Origin of the sequence: uncultured Roseibium sp. (genome assembly GCF_947494555.1) — a bacterium.
GTDB lineage: Bacteria > Pseudomonadota > Alphaproteobacteria > Rhizobiales > Stappiaceae > Roseibium.
In genome coordinates this window covers 228,267-243,186 of the sequence record NZ_CANLVF010000007.1, presented here as the reverse complement: position 1 = coordinate 243,186, position 14,920 = coordinate 228,267, and the positions used below count along the sequence as shown (strand labels likewise).

At 58.4% G+C, this 14,920-nt stretch carries 10 protein-coding genes; 8 read left to right on the top strand and 2 right to left on the bottom strand.

Going from position 1 to position 14,920, the window contains the following annotated elements:
- Position 1 precedes the first annotated feature (1 nt).
- From Q0915_RS28440 to Q0915_RS28430, 3 genes are all read left to right on the top strand, one after another.
- The gene (locus Q0915_RS28440) at positions 2 to 1,468 is read left to right on the top strand and encodes an outer membrane beta-barrel protein (RefSeq protein WP_299482747.1); all 1,467 of its coding nucleotides are present in this window, start codon (positions 2 to 4) and stop codon (positions 1,466 to 1,468) included.
- 76 nt (positions 1,469 to 1,544) lie between these two features.
- Positions 1,545 to 2,816 carry a lytic murein transglycosylase gene (locus Q0915_RS28435; RefSeq protein ID WP_299482750.1) on the top strand — a complete coding sequence of 424 codons (1,272 nt, stop codon included), beginning with the start codon at positions 1,545 to 1,547 and terminating at the stop codon, positions 2,814 to 2,816.
- A gap of 95 nt (positions 2,817 to 2,911) precedes the next feature.
- Positions 2,912 to 4,099 carry a DUF459 domain-containing protein gene (locus Q0915_RS28430; RefSeq protein WP_299482753.1) on the top strand — a complete coding sequence of 396 codons (1,188 nt, stop codon included), beginning with the start codon at positions 2,912 to 2,914 and terminating at the stop codon, positions 4,097 to 4,099.
- Between the two features lie 71 nt (positions 4,100 to 4,170).
- On the opposite strand, the gene Q0915_RS28425 is transcribed toward Q0915_RS28430, so the two are convergent.
- Both Q0915_RS28425 and gltB read right to left on the bottom strand, forming a co-directional pair.
- Positions 4,171 to 5,601 (bottom strand): glutamate synthase subunit beta, encoded by a 1,431-nt coding sequence (locus Q0915_RS28425; protein WP_299482756.1) that lies wholly within the window; start codon positions 5,599 to 5,601, stop codon positions 4,171 to 4,173.
- Positions 5,602 to 5,688: 87 nt separating this feature from the next.
- Positions 5,689 to 10,422: a glutamate synthase large subunit gene (gltB, locus tag Q0915_RS28420; RefSeq protein ID WP_299482759.1), complete on the bottom strand. Its 4,734-nt coding sequence runs from the start codon at positions 10,420 to 10,422 to the stop codon at positions 5,689 to 5,691.
- 605 nt (positions 10,423 to 11,027) lie between these two features.
- On the opposite strand from gltB, the gene Q0915_RS28415 reads away from it, so the two are divergent.
- The 5 genes from Q0915_RS28415 (at position 11,028) to Q0915_RS28395 (ending at position 14,833) form a co-directional block, all read left to right on the top strand.
- The gene (locus Q0915_RS28415) at positions 11,028 to 11,327 is read left to right on the top strand and encodes a DUF2282 domain-containing protein (RefSeq protein ID WP_299482762.1); all 300 of its coding nucleotides are present in this window, start codon (positions 11,028 to 11,030) and stop codon (positions 11,325 to 11,327) included.
- A gap of 95 nt (positions 11,328 to 11,422) precedes the next feature.
- The gene (locus Q0915_RS28410; RefSeq protein WP_299482765.1) at positions 11,423 to 12,313 is read left to right on the top strand and encodes a DUF692 domain-containing protein; all 891 of its coding nucleotides are present in this window, start codon (positions 11,423 to 11,425) and stop codon (positions 12,311 to 12,313) included.
- 7 nt (positions 12,314 to 12,320) lie between these two features.
- Complete coding sequence (locus Q0915_RS28405; RefSeq protein WP_299482768.1) at positions 12,321 to 13,097, top strand: DNA-binding domain-containing protein; 777 nt, start codon at positions 12,321 to 12,323, stop codon at positions 13,095 to 13,097.
- A 47-nt stretch (positions 13,098 to 13,144) separates the two neighbouring features.
- Complete coding sequence (locus tag Q0915_RS28400) at positions 13,145 to 13,738, top strand: DoxX family protein (RefSeq protein WP_299482771.1); 594 nt, start codon at positions 13,145 to 13,147, stop codon at positions 13,736 to 13,738.
- Positions 13,739 to 13,783: 45 nt separating this feature from the next.
- On the top strand, positions 13,784 to 14,833 hold the full coding sequence (locus Q0915_RS28395; RefSeq protein ID WP_299482774.1) for a low specificity L-threonine aldolase: 1,050 nt from the start codon (positions 13,784 to 13,786) through the stop codon (positions 14,831 to 14,833).
- Positions 14,834 to 14,920: the final 87 nt, after the last annotated feature.

Sequence of the window (14,920 nt, the reverse complement as noted above, 5' to 3'; positions counted from 1 at the left end):
CATGCGCCGCATCCGTTACCTGATTGTCTGCTTCACTGTCTTCCAGGCAGCGCCTTTGCATGCACAGACTGCACTGTCCGACCTGAGAGGGACTGATGCGTCAGGTGACCGGTTCGCATCGGCGGGCGCGGCTGACGATGCGGTCGAAGCCGAAGACGTCAATCCAACACAATCAAACGTCTACGCCCTGCGACGAAGTTTAAACAGTGCGGAAGCGGAAACCGGCTCAACCGGGCTTGGGACCAATGGGCGCGTCGTTCCAATCCGACCGTTTTCCGACCGTATCGCGGCGGTGGATCGGGCGGTTCCGCTATCGGACGACTTCGTCGATGACGGTGTCTTTGGCGGCGACACGACATTTGACGCGCCGAGCGGCATTCGTCTCGGGTCGTTCACTTTCACGCCTCAAATCACGCTCTCGACCGGCTGGTCCGACAATACCTCTCAATCGGCAAACGGCACCGCTGGCGGGCTCTATCGCATCTCCCCGGACCTGTCTTTGATTTCAAACTGGTCAAGGCATCAGTTCGATGCGTCCTTGCGCGGCTCTTACACCGGGTATCCGGAGAACTCGGACGACAACGACGGAAACGTTACGGCGGCAGCAAACCTGCGGCTTGATATCAGCGACGCGACGCAGATCGACAGCGGTGCTTCCTATTCCTATTCCCGAGAAGAAGACGGCAGCGCGGAATCGACAGCGTCCGGGGCCGATCATGTCCAGACATTCGCAGCTGAGCTGGGCGCAACGCGCGCTGTGGGGCTCGTCGCTGCAACGGCGTCGCTCGGACTGGACAGAAACGTCTATACGTCGGATGACGACATCGAAAGCGGCCGTGACAACACGCTATATTCGGCAAACCTGAGGTTTGATCTGGAGACAGGCAGTGTCTTCACACCGTTTGTTGAAGGGTCGCTGCTATTGCGCCGCTTTGATGAAACATGCAGCGACACTATTTGTGAAAAACGGGACGCAAACGGTTATCAGCTGCGCGGCGGGTTGAGCATCGCGTCAGGTCCGAAAGTGTCCGGAAACGTTGGTGTTGGCTGGCGCATCGAGGACATTGAAGACGATCGTCTGGACAGTTTGTCGGGCCTTGTCGTGGACGGGTCGCTGGTCTGGTCGCCGACACGTCTGACGACGGTAAGCGCTGGTTTGGGGACGAGCTTTGAGGCGACCGATATTGACACGGCGAGCGGGTCGATCATTTATTCGGGAGATATACGGGTCGCTCATGCTTTCAGCGACAGGCTGGTCGCAGAAACGGGCGTTGGATACAGTTATCGTACGTATGAAGGGGTTTCCATCGAAGAGAGCACTTTGACCGGGTTTGGCGGCCTGACCTTTGCGCTGACGAACAATGTGGCTCTGATCGCGGATTATACGCATCGCCGGTTCGACAGTTCCGAAGAGGGCAGCGATTACACGGAAAACGCGGTTGAAGCAGGTGTTCGATTCCGGCATTAACGGTACAGTAACCACTAAAAGATCATTCATGGGGCGGGGCAGAAGCGAACACGAACATGGGCGTAAGGAGGCCCGGATGCGGAGCTTTGTACGGCATACTGCGAACGTGATGGCTTTGTTGCCTCGAATTGAAAGTGTGAAATCCAGCTTTCGGCGGTTGACCGGTGGCCTGGTTCTGGCCATGGGCCTTGCGGCGATGCTTGCGCCTACGCAGGCTGACCCGGGATTTGACCGGTTCGTGCGCGAGTTTTGGCCGAAAGCCAAGGCGGCCGGAATCACCTCTCAAACCTACAATTCAGTTTTCCAGGGCATGACGCCTGACGACGACACGCTGCGCCTGATGAGCAAGCAGTCGGAGTTCGTCAAGCCGATCTGGGATTATCTCGACAGCGCTGTCTCCGAGACGCGCGTCGATAAGGGCCGTGAACTGCTGCGGGAATATTCGACGGTGCTGCAGCAGATCGAATCCCGATACGGCGTCGATCGCGAGGCGGTCCTCGCTATCTGGGGCATGGAGACCAATTACGGCGGCTATATGGGCCGGCACAACGTCATCCAGGCGCTCGCAACGCTTGCCTATGCCGCGCCGCGCCGCAAGAAGTTCTGGAACAAGGAGCTTGTCACCGCGCTCGGCATCGTTCAGGCCGGTCATGTTCGTTTTCAGGACATGGAAGGCTCATGGGCCGGCGCGATGGGTCACACGCAGTTCATGCCGTCGAGCTGGAAGGCATATGCGGCCGACTACAACGGCGATGGCCGCCGCGACATCTGGACTTCTATCCCCGATGCACTTGCATCCACCGCGAACTACCTGAAGAAGCACGGCTGGCAGACCGGCAAGACCTGGGGCTATGAAGTCAAGCTTCCTTCGGGTTTCGACTACCATCTCGCCGATGGCGACAAGACGCTCACGCTCGGGCAGTGGACGAAAAACGGTGTCCGGCGCTCCAACGGCAAGGGCTTTCCAAGGCCATCCGACAAGGCGATCCTGGTGCTGCCCGCCGGTGCGAGCGGTCCTGCATTCCTGATGCTGCGAAACTTCTATGTGATCAAACGCTACAACAATGCCACCGCCTATGCGCTTGCTGTCGGGCACCTCTCCGATCGATTGATCGGTGGAGGTCCGCTGGCTGGCGACTGGTCGCGGGATCATCTGCCGCTCAGCCGCTCCGAAAGGGTGGAGCTGCAGAACTATCTGAATCGGCTGGGGTTTTCAGTGGGCGCAGCGGACGGCAAGATCGGCCCGGCAACGCGTCGCGGGATCCGGGCTTACCAGAGTTCGCGCGGGCTCGTGCCGGACGGGTATCCCTCGGTGGTACTGCTTACCCATCTCAAACTGCGTGGTTGATGCCCGGCGGCGCGGCATGGGAAGCTATATGAAGTCTTCCCATTCCGGGTGGTTGGTATAATCTCTGCCTGATTTGATCCGAACGGGAGCAGATGGTGTCGTTCAAGGTTGGAATAGGGATGTTGAAGGTGGCAACAAGGCTGACAGTGGTGTCTGCCCTTGCCGTTTCATTCTGCCTGACCGACGAGATTCTGCCGACAGCCATGGCTCAAGAAGCCCGCGACAAGGAAATTGTCGTTGCCCAAAGCGGTCTCTTGCGCGGTTTCAATCCCTTTTCGCCCTTGCAAAGGCTCTTTAACAACAAGGAAAGGCGGCGGGGCCAGCCACCGCCTCAACAGCTTCAGAAACGGCGTGCACCGGCGCGCGCAGCTGGAGTGCCTCCGAAATATGAAGCCGTGGAAAAAGACGCCAATGCGGGCGTGATCCTCGTTGTCGGGGACAGAATGGCGCGCGGTGTTGCGGACGGTCTGGACTTTATCCTTTCGGAAAAACCGCAGATCCGGGTGGAACGGGTGACCGAAGACAAGTCGGGCTTTGCCGGGGAAGGCTCCCCAGATTGGGTGGCGAAGACGCTTGCGAAAATCCGCGGTGAAGACGTCAAGGCGGTTGTCGTCATGATCGGACGCGGGGACCTCGGAAAAGAGTTCCCGGGAGAAACGCCCGTCGAATTCATGACCCAGGAATGGCTCGACGCTTATCGCGGCAAGGTCGAAGGTCTTGTGCGGGTCGTCCGGCAGGAGAAGAAACCGATTGTCTGGGCCGGCCTGCCACCGACCAATACGGAAAGCGTCAATGCCGACTTCACGCAACTGAATTCGATCTTTCAATCGCAAACGGAAGACCGGCGCGTGCGTTATGTCGATATCTGGGACATTTTCCTTGCTGAAGACGGCAGCTATTCGTCCTTCGGTCCCGATGTCGATGGCAAGAACACGCGACTGCGTACAAAGGACCGCATCGGCTTTACCTGGCCTGGCTATCAGAAGGTTGCGTTTTTCGTCGATCGCGAGCTTTTGAGACTTCTTGGGGGCTATGGTGGGCTCGCATTCGAGGGGATCGAGGATGATCCTAACTTCATCGTGCTGACCGGCCGGACAACCTCACCGGAGGCATTGTTGCTGGGCGGCGAGGACGATGAGGATGAAACGGACAGGGACAGCACGGCCTACCGCTTCTTCGTGAAGGGAGAGCCGCTTTCCCCGATGCCGGGCCGCGTCGATGATCCGCGCATCGCCGTTGAAGGCACATCTGCGCTTGAGGGTACTGCACCCAGCGGGTCCTAGGTCGCAGTACATTCAGCCCTGATGCGCATCATGATAGGCACCAGGAGCTGACTACACGTTCTAAGTTCTCATTACCGTGGCAGATCCGACGATCCGGTCAGGAATTCATCGACGGCTTTTGCCGCCTGCCGGCCCTCGCGTATCGCCCAGACAACCAGTGACTGACCCTTGCGTACGTCTCCGGCCGCAAAAATCTTGTCCATGCTGGTTTTGTAGTCTTCGGTATTGGCCTTCACATTGGTGCGGCCGTCCAGCTCGAGCTGGTCGCCGGCTTCGGCAATGTAAGTTTCCAGCGAGGGGCCGGAAAACCCGATTGCAGCCAGAACAAGATCGGCGCGCAGAATGAACTCCGTGCCTTCGATCGGTCTGCGTTTTTCGTCAACTCGAGCGCATTTGACACCGGTCACGATGCCGTCTTCGCCGACAAGAGCGAGTGTTGCCGCCGAAAACTCGCGCTCGGCACCTTCGGCCTGCGAGGACGATGTCCGAAATTTTGTCGGCCAGTAAGGCCAGACCGTCATCTTGTCTTCCTTGAGCGGCGGGATCGGGCGGATGTCCAGCTGGGTGACCGAAAGGGCGCCCTGCCGGAACGCGGTACCGACACAGTCAGACGCTGTATCGCCGCCGCCGATAACGACCACGTGCTTACCGCCGGCCCAGATCGGGAGTTCATCGCCTTCGGGCTCACCACCGACGCGGCGGTTCTGCTGAACGAGATACTTCATCGCCCAGTGGCAGCCTTCCAACTCCATTCCGGTGACGCCAGGATCGCGAGGGCGCTCGGCGCCTGCACACAGGATGACTGCATCGTGACGTTCGGCGAGTTCTTCCAGCGTGGTGTTCACGCCGACATCGACGCCATAGTGAAACGTGACGCCTTCGGCTTCCATCTGTTCCACGCGGCGGTCGATGTAGTGTTTCTCCATCTTGAAGTCGGGGATGCCGTAGCGCAGCAGGCCACCTGCTTTCGGTTCGCGTTCGTATACATGAACGGTGTGGCCCGCGCGCGCGAGTTGCTGGGCCGCAGCCATGCCGGCAGGACCGGATCCAATGATGGCAACGGCCTTGCCCGTCTTGCTTGAAGACGGCTCAGGAACGATCCAGCCTTGCTCCCATCCCTTGTCGGCAAGCGCCTGCTCAACTGTTTTGATGTTGACGGGGATGTCTTCCAGATTGAGCGTGCAGGCTTCCTCGCACGGGGCTGGGCAGATCCGGCCTGTGAATTCCGGGAAATTGTTGGTGGAGTGAAGGTTGCGGAGCGCAATGTCCCAGTCGCCCTGATACACCAGATCGTTCCAGTCCGGGATCTGGTTGTTGACCGGACACCCGTCGGGACCGTGACAGAACGGGATGCCGCAATCCATGCATCGGGCCGCCTGATTGGCCACTTCCTGATCGTTCAGCGGGATCGTGAATTCGCGGAAATGCCGGATCCGGTCAGAAGCCGGCTGGTACTTCTGCTCCTGACGATCGATTTCCAAAAACCCGGTTACCTTGCCCAAGGTGACCTCCTTAAATTTGCGTCTTTCCCAGGATGGCTGCGATCGGCCGTCACTGACGGCCGAGAGCCCTGTTGTATTGTCGGTTCGTTATTCTGCGGCGACCATTCCGAGGCGCTGTTCTTCCATCTCGCGAAGCGCGCGCCGGTACTCGACCGGCATGACCTTGACGAATTTGGGCCTGTAGTTGGTCCAGTCTTCCAGGATTGCGCGCGCCTTTGCCGAACCTGTGAGTTCGGCATGCTTTGTCAGCATCTGGCGCAGGCGTTCGTCGTCATGGCGGGTCATGTCGGACGACAGATCAACGCGACCCTTGTGCTCGATGTCGCCGCCGTGATGGTGCAGTTTTTCCAAAAGGTCGTCTTCTTCCGTGACCGGCTCAAGATCGACCATGGCGAGATTGCAGCGGGTTCCGAAGGTTCCGTCCTCATCGAGAACGTACGCAATTCCGCCGGACATGCCTGCGGCAAAGTTGCGCCCGGTCTGACCGATGACGACAACAACGCCGCCCGTCATGTATTCGCAGCCGTGATCGCCCACGCCCTCCACGACAGCAACCGCTCCGGAGTTGCGCACCGCGAAACGTTCACCGGCGACGCCGCGGAAGTAGCATTCGCCTTCCGTTGCCCCGTAAAGAACCGTGTTGCCGACGATTATGGAGTTTTCGGCAGTGATGCGCGTGTTTTCCGGCGGGCGCACGATCAGTTTGCCGCCGGCAAGGCCCTTGCCGACATAGTCGTTGGCATCGCCGACAAGATCGATCGTCACACCGCGCGCAACAAATGCTCCAAAGGCCTGTCCCGCTGTACCCTTGAGGTTGATCCTCAATGTGTCAGGCTTCTTCAGCCCCTTGTTGCCATAGCGCTTTGCGATCTCCCCGGAGAGCATTGCACCGACGGAACGGTCGACTGAAGAAATGGTCTCGTTGACGATTGTCGGTTCTTTGCTTTCCAGCGCCGGCTGCGCCGCTGCGATCAGTTTCCGGTCAAGGATGTCGACAATCGGGTGGTCCTGGGTCTGCGTCCAGCGGGTTTCTTCAGGGGCCGCTTCTGGCTGGAAGAAGATCCGTGAGAAGTCGAGGCCCTTGGCTTTCCAGTGCTCAATAGCTGCGTTCTTGTCGAGGAAATCGGATCGCCCGATGAGATCATCAAGCTTTTCAATGCCCAGTCCAGCCATGATTTCCCGGACTTCTTCAGCGACGTAGAAGAAGTAGTTGATCACATGCTCTGGCGTGCCCTTGAAGCGTTTGCGCAGAACCGGGTCCTGGGTCGCAATGCCGACAGGGCAGGTGTTGAGATGACACTTGCGCATCATCAGGCAGCCGGCGGCAATCAGCGGTGCCGTCGAGAAGCCGAACTCGTCCGCGCCGAGCAGCGCGCCCACGATCACGTCCCGACCCGTGCGCAGGCCGCCATCCACCTGAAGCGCGACGCGGGAACGCAATCCGTTCAGAACCAGCGTCTGCTGGGTTTCGGCCAGGCCGATTTCCCAAGGGCTGCCGGCGTGCTTGATCGACGTCAGCGGCGAAGCGCCCGTGCCACCGTCATAACCGGAAATTGTGATGTGGTCCGCGCGCGCCTTGGCAACGCCGGCGGCGACAGTCCCGACGCCGACTTCGGAAACCAGTTTGACTGAAATGTCGGCACCGGGATTGACGTTTTTCAGGTCGTAGATGAGCTGCGCCAGATCCTCGATAGAATAGATATCGTGATGCGGCGGTGGTGAAATCAGGCCAACGCCCGGCGTCGAGTGCCGGACCTTGGCGATCACGGCATCCACCTTGTGACCCGGCAACTGACCGCCTTCCCCGGGCTTGGCACCCTGGGCGACCTTAATCTGGATCATGTCGGAATTGACGAGATATTCCGTCGTCACGCCAAACCGTCCCGATGCGACCTGCTTGATCGCCGAGCGGCGCGGGTTTGTCGAACCGTCCGGCAGCGGGTTGAAACGCTCGGGTTCCTCGCCGCCTTCGCCTGTGTTCGACTTGCCGCCGATCTGGTTCATCGCAATGGCAAGCGTCGTGTGAGCCTCACGGGAGATCGATCCGAACGACATGGCGCCGGTGACGAAGCGTCTGACGATAGCTTCCGCCGGCTCCACCTGGTCAAGTTCGATCGCGTCACGGCCGATCTCGTCCGCTCCCCTGATGCGGAAGAGGCCCCTGATGGCGTAGCGTCCACTCTTGTCGTTCACCTCTTCGGCGAATGCCCGGTACATGTCCGGAAGTTTTGCGCGAACGGCGTGCTGCAGCTGGGCAATGGATTCAGGCGTCCACATATGGCTTTCGCCGCGTGTCCGGTAGGCGTATTCACCGCCGACTTCCAGGGAGCGGCGCAAGATGGCGACGTCGCCGAAAGCCTCCGAATGACGCAGAACGGTCTCTTCGGCGACCTCCGAAAGGCCGATGCCTTCGATCATGGTTGCGGTGCCGAAGAAGTATTTCTCGATGAATTCCGACCCGAGACCGACAGCATCGAAAATCTGGGCTCCGCAATAGGACTGGTAGGTCGAGATGCCCATTTTGGACATGACCTTCAAGATACCCTTGTCGATCGACTTGATGTAGCGCTCGACGACCTCGTACTGGTCGACCTCCTCCGGGAAATCCATTTCCATATGCATGGACAGGAGTGTTTCGAAAGCGAGATAGGGATTGATCGCTTCTGCACCGAAACCTGCCAAGACGCAGAAGTGATGAATTTCGCGGGCTTCGCCGGTTTCCACGACAAGACCAACCGAGGTTCGCAGGCCCTTGCGGATCAGGTGATGATGTACTGCCGCGGTTGCCAGCAACGCCGGGATAGCGATGCGGGAGCGGCTGATCAGACGGTCCGACACGATGATGATATTGTATCCGTCGCGCACCGCCTTTTCGGCGCGCTGGCACAACTCATCGAGCGCGGCTTCCATGCCGCTCGCGCCTTTTTCAGCGTTGTATGTGATGTCCAGCGTTTTCGCGGAGAACTGGTTGTCCGCGATGTCGCCGATTGCCCTGATCTTTTCAAGATCCTCGTTTGTGAGGATCGGCTGGCGTACTTCCAGGCGCTTTGACGACGATAGACCCTTCAGATCAAATATGTTCGGCCGTGGACCGATGAACGAGACGAGGCTCATCACCAGCTCTTCGCGGATCGGGTCGATCGGCGGGTTGGTCACCTGCGCGAAGTTCTGCTTGAAGTAGGTGTAAAGCAGTTTCGACTTGTCCGAGAGCGCCGAGATCGGTGTGTCGGTTCCCATGGACCCGATGGCTTCCTGGCCAACCGTTGCCATCGGCGTCATCAACAGCTTGATGTCTTCCTGCGTGTATCCGAAAGCCTGTTGGCGGTCGAGCATGCTTTCTCCAGCAACCGGTGCGCGCTGGCGCACGCCCGGAAGATCCTCCAGAACAATCTGGGACCGATGCAGCCAGTCCTTGTAAGGATTGGCTGTGGAGAGTTCGCGCTTGATTTCGTCGTCGGAAACGATGCGGCCTTCCTCGAGGTCGATCAGCAGCATCTTTCCAGGCTGCAGCCGCCATTTCTGAACGATGCGTTCTTCCTCCACAGGTAGAACGCCGACCTCGGAAGACATGATCACGTAGTCGTCGTCAGTGACGATGTAACGTGCCGGGCGCAGGCCGTTGCGGTCCAGTGTGGCGCCGATCTGGCGGCCATCGGTGAAGGCAACGGCAGCAGGCCCATCCCACGGCTCCATGATCGCGGCGTGGTATTCGTAAAAGGCACGACGGTTGTCGTCCATGAGCGGATTACCGGCCCAGGCTTCCGGGATCAGCATCATCGCCGCGTGTGCAAGCGAGTAGCCTCCCATGACGAGGAACTCGAGCGCATTGTCAAAACAGGCGGTATCCGACTGTCCTTCGTAGGAGATCGGCCACAGCTTGGAAATGTCGTCGCCGAGCAATGCCGACGAAACGGACGCCTGGCGGGCGGCCATCCAATTGACGTTGCCGCGCAGCGTGTTGATCTCGCCGTTGTGAGCGACCATCCTGTAGGGGTGCGACAGGTCCCACGACGGGAAGGTGTTGGTTGAAAAGCGCTGGTGCACAAGCGCCAGAGCAGAGGTAAAGCGCTCGTCTTTCAAGTCGGCATAGTAGGCGCCGAGCTGATAGGCCAGGAACATGCCCTTGTAGACAATCGTGCGGCTGGAGAGCGAGACGATGTAAAAGCCCTTTTCGACCGCATCCGTTTCCGCACGCACGGTATTGGAGATCACCTTGCGCAGAACATAAAGACGGCGCTCGAAAGCGTCCTGGTATTCGCTTCTTGCACGCTTGATGAAAACCTGACGCGAAACGGGTTCCGTGGCCGCAATGTCCGGCGCCTTGGAAAGAGAAGCATTGTCGACAGGCACATCGCGCCAGCCGATCAGATCCTCGCCTTCGGCCTTGATTACGCGCTCGACAATTTCCTCGCATGTCGCGCGAAGCGCATCGTCTTGCGGCATGAAAATGAAGCCGACACCGTAAAATCCGAAGTCAGGCAGCGATGCGCCGCTCTTTGCCATTTCGTCAGCAAAGAAGCGATGAGGGATCTGGACAAGCATGCCCGCGCCATCGCCCATCAACGGATCGGCCCCGACAGCGCCACGATGTGTCAGGTTTTCCAGAACCTGCAAACCGTCGGCAATGATCTTGTGAGATTTTTCGCCCTTCAGATGAGAAATAAAACCGACACCGCAGGCATCGTGTTCGCGCGACGGATTGTAGAGCCCTTTGTCGGCGGCCGTGCTCAGTCGTTCGGCAAGTGTGCCGGTAGCAGTGGTGTTTGTCTCCACGCTTCCTGCTTGCATGGCTGTGCTGGTCGTCAGCTCTTTTCTCGTCATGTGCGCCCTCACTGTTAACCCCAGTGGTCCCGTGACTTGAAGCGTCCGGTCCCGTTCGGGTCGCATTCCTTCAAGAATGCGGCTCGGCGAACCCTGGCCTTACGCCCCGGCTCTGTCGTTGTATTACCGCGCCGGCTTGTCAAAACAAACCGCCGCATTGACGCAGCGAATTCATCGCTGCCGAAACACCTGGTTTCGTGTTGTCGCGAATCCTCCCCGGATCCGTCGACCAGTCAGCCTGATCGCTGTTTCTTGACGACGACTGACATGCACCGCCAACGCCGTTTTAATTGGGACAGCATACCTGTCCTATTCTAGGCGCGCGGAACATGACAGATTTCACCGCCATGAGCAAGTGTGTTTCTCAGAGGCTGCATTATAATTGTTTCGCGCAAAAAGTTCCAATTGTCTCGAAAGGCCAATTTGGACCGTTTTTTCGCAATAAAATTTCATTTGTGAAAATCTCATCATTGAATGCTCGCAAATTGGTCACAGGCGTTTGATTTCCTATTGATCGGCAATATGCTCATTTACGTCCTGCGCCCGCGCTGCAGCCGAAGAGCGTTGGCCGCGATTGGATCTTGGTTCGACCAAAGGAGTTCGAAATGAAACATAAGGCTATGTCTGCAGCTATCGTTGCCGGTGCCGTTGCAACTGCAGTTGCCGGTCTGTCCGCGACTGCCCCTGCTCACGCGCAAGCAAAAGAAAAGTGCTACGGCGTGTCCCTGAAGGGCCAGAACGATTGTAAAGCAGGCGCCGGAACAACTTGCGCCGGTACGTCCACTGTTGACTATCAGGGCAACGCCTGGACTCTCGTCCCGAAAGGCACCTGCGTTTCCATGGAACTGCCGGACAATCGCAAGGGTTCTCTGACTGAACTCGACCGCGACTTGCCGGAAGCCTAATTCCAGATTGTTACCGGCTGTCTCAGCAGCCGCTTTTCGGGCAGGCGGACCCACCGCCGCCTGCCTGAACATGTTTCCCCTTTCAGGAGACTGTCATGTCAGTCCAGCCGTCCCGTTCTCAGCGAGTTGATGCCGCCATCCCGGCGCGCGCCGGTGCGGGATTGAAGGCGGAACATATCCGGGAGATTTTGGATTCCGGTGCAGATATCGGATTTTTCGAAGTTCACGCCGAAAACTACATGGGTGCCGGCGGCATGCCGCATCGGCAGCTGGAAGCGATCCGGGAAAAATATCCACTCTCGCTTCATGGTGTAGGGCTGTCCATAGGAGGTGAACAACCTCTCGATGCCGAACATCTCAAGCGACTGGCGGCTCTCAACAAAAAGTACGAGCCTGGTCTCTTTTCTGAGCACCTTGCCTGGTCGACGCACGATACGACCTATTACAACGACCTTTTGCCCGTCCCTTACGACAAGGCAACGCTGGACCGCGTTTGCGACCATATAGATGAAGTCCAGGAAGTGGTCGGCCGGAAAATGCTGCTGGAAAACCCGTCCACTTATGTCGCCTTCCAGCAAAGCACCATGAGTGAAATCGAGTTTTTGAAGCAGATCACGAAACGGACCGGTTGCGGTCTGCTCCTCGACGTCAACAACGTGTTCGTCTCATGCACCAATCATGAACGTTCTCCGGAAGAGTATCTCGCGGATTTTCCGATAACCGATGTCGGTGAAATCCATCTTGGAGGACATGCGCCGGACCGGGACGACGAGGGCCGTCCACTTCTCATCGACGCCCATGACAGGGAAGTCGATGATGCCGTCTGGAAGCTCTATGAGAGCGTGATACGGGAAAACGGATCCCTGCCGACACTCGTCGAATGGGACAACGATGTTCCGGCATGGCCGATCCTGCTCGCGGAAGCACAGGCAGCGGACAGAATTCTTGAGCAGGCACGTGAGCCGGACCTGAAACGTGCAGTCTGAGATGCCTGTGGCCGATTTCCCACCCAAAGTCAGCGTCGGAGATTTCAGTGCCGCCCTCTGGGACCCGGATGCCGAAACACCGGAAGGCCTGATCGGACCGGACGGTGCGATAGCGCCCAAGCGCTTCAGTGTCTATCGGAACAATGTAATCGTGAGCCTTTGCGACGCGCTGGGGCAGACATTTCCCGCCGTGACGAACCTTCTTGGCGAGGACTATTTCAGGGCGCTGGCGCGTGCATTCGTCGCCGAGCACCCTCCGAGCACTCCCGTCCTGATGTGGTACGGCGACATGTTCGCGGATTTCATCGAGAGCTTTCCACCGCTGCAGGCCTATCCTTATGTGCCGGACGTTGCACGGCTGGAATGGGCTTGGGTGAGCGCCTATCACGCAGCGGATGCGACGCCGCTGGATCCCGCTGCGATCGGAGCCGTCAGCCCGGACGAGGTTGGACAGGTCCGGTTCGAAAGACATCCGGCCGCTGCCGTTCTCGTGTCCCGCTGGCCGGTTTGGGATCTCGTGCGCATCAACAGGTTCGATCCTTCGGCAAAGATCGAGATTGATCTTCATGAGCCACAGTCTGTATTGATCACGCGGCCTGAGTTTGAAGTTGAGGTGCTGCTGCTTCGCCCGGGGGGCGATGTCTTCGTCAACGCGCTCATGGATGGCGCGACACTGGGTGGCGCCGCCGCAGCGGCGGGTGCACAGGTTCCGGAATTTTCGCTGTCCGACGTTCTGTCGGACTGTCTTGCAAATGGTGTTTTCTCGGATCTTCGAACGGCTTGAATGCATAACAGCCGAAGATCTTCTGTCGGAAAGGGAAGGGGCAACTAATGGGCGCTCTGATCGGTTTCTTCGTAAGATTGTACACAGCGGTTTTCGGCGCGATTGAGCGTATCACCAACGGCTGGCTCCTCGGGCTGGCGGCGCGTCTGGCATTTGCGTCGGTGCTGTTGCTGTTTTTCTGGAAATCCGCGATGACAAAGATCGGCGGGGACGACTGGAGCGTGACCAACCTCTTTGTCCCGACGGACGGTGCCTATATTCAGATCTTGCCGACTGTTTTCGAGGCTGCGGGCTACGACTCCAGCGGCATCGCCTTCTTTCCTTATGGACTCATTGTTCTTCTGGGCACTTGGGCGGAATTCATCCTGCCCGCGCTTGTCGTTGTCGGTCTTTTCACAAGAGCTGCGAGCCTTGGCATGATCGTCTTCATCATCGTCATGACCTACGTGGACATCAACGGGCATGGTGTCGACGCAGCCACGATCGGTGCGATGTTCGACGGGGATCCTTATTCAAAGATTGCCGACGACCGTCTGCTCTGGATCTTCCTGCTGCTGGTCCCGACCTTGAAAGGACCGGGTGTGATATCGCTCGACTGGCTGCTCGGGCGCATGTATCGCAAACGGGAAATGTATTACTGAGAGAAACAGGTTGCCGGTTGAAATGCGACCTGCTTAAACCGGCACATGAACTTCGCAAGCGATAATTGGGCGGGTGTGGCTCCGGCGGTGATGTCGGCGCTGGCCCGCCATAGCACAGGGTTCGCACCCGGCTACGGTGCGGACCCGCTGACAGCCAGCGTCAACGAAACTTTCAACGACATATTCGAGCGTGAAGTCGCCGTTTACTTCGTAGCGACCGGCACGGCTGCGAATGCTCTCGCACTCGCATCTTACGCCAAGCCAGGCGGCGCGGTCTTTTGCCATCGCAACAGCCATATCAATATCGACGAATGCAATTGCCCGGAATTCATGACCAGCGGCAACAAGCTCGTCGGTATTCCAGGGGTAGGGTGCAAAATAACACCTGACGCGCTGCGGGACGCCATGTCCCGTTTTCCCGACGGTGTTGTGATGCACGGTCAAGTCGCTTCAGTCTCGATCAGCCAGGCAACCGAAAGCGGAACGGTGTATCGGATCGGCGAGATTGAAGCGATTGCAGAGGCCGCTCATTCGCGCTCGGTTCCGCTGCATATGGATGGCGCAAGGTTTACCAACGCGCTTGTCACGCTTGGCTGCACACCGGCGGAAATGACCTGGAAGTCTGGCGTCGACGTCTTGTCCTTCGGCGGTACGAAAAACGGGTGCTGGTGCGCGGAGGCCGTGGTGTTTTTCGATCCCGAAAAAGCCAGGGAATTCGAATATTTCCGCAAAAGGGCCGGCCATCTGTTTTCCAAGAGCCGTTTTGTGGCTGCCCAGTTTGAAGGCTACTTTGAAGATGACAGCTGGCGCGCAACGGCAGCGCATTCCAATGCCATGGCAACGAAGCTGGCTGAGGGAATTGCATCCATGGGCGGGCGAACAGCCTGGCCAGTTGAAGCAAATGAACTTTTTCCGATCCTGAAACGCACCCAATTCGACGACCTCAAGGCCGCAGGCGCGCACATCTATGAATGGCCCGCAAACGATGTGTCGGACAATCTCGCCCCGGCCGATGACGAGGTTTGCTTTCGTATGGTCACGAGTTTTGCAACATCCGACCGGGACGTTGCGCGTTTTTTGGAAGCGCTCGCGTAGACGGTTTGAGATGAGCTAACATGGCATTGGTGTGCTCATGAGTGCCGGGCTATCCGGTATCAAGCTCAGCGATCCCAACTCTTCCGA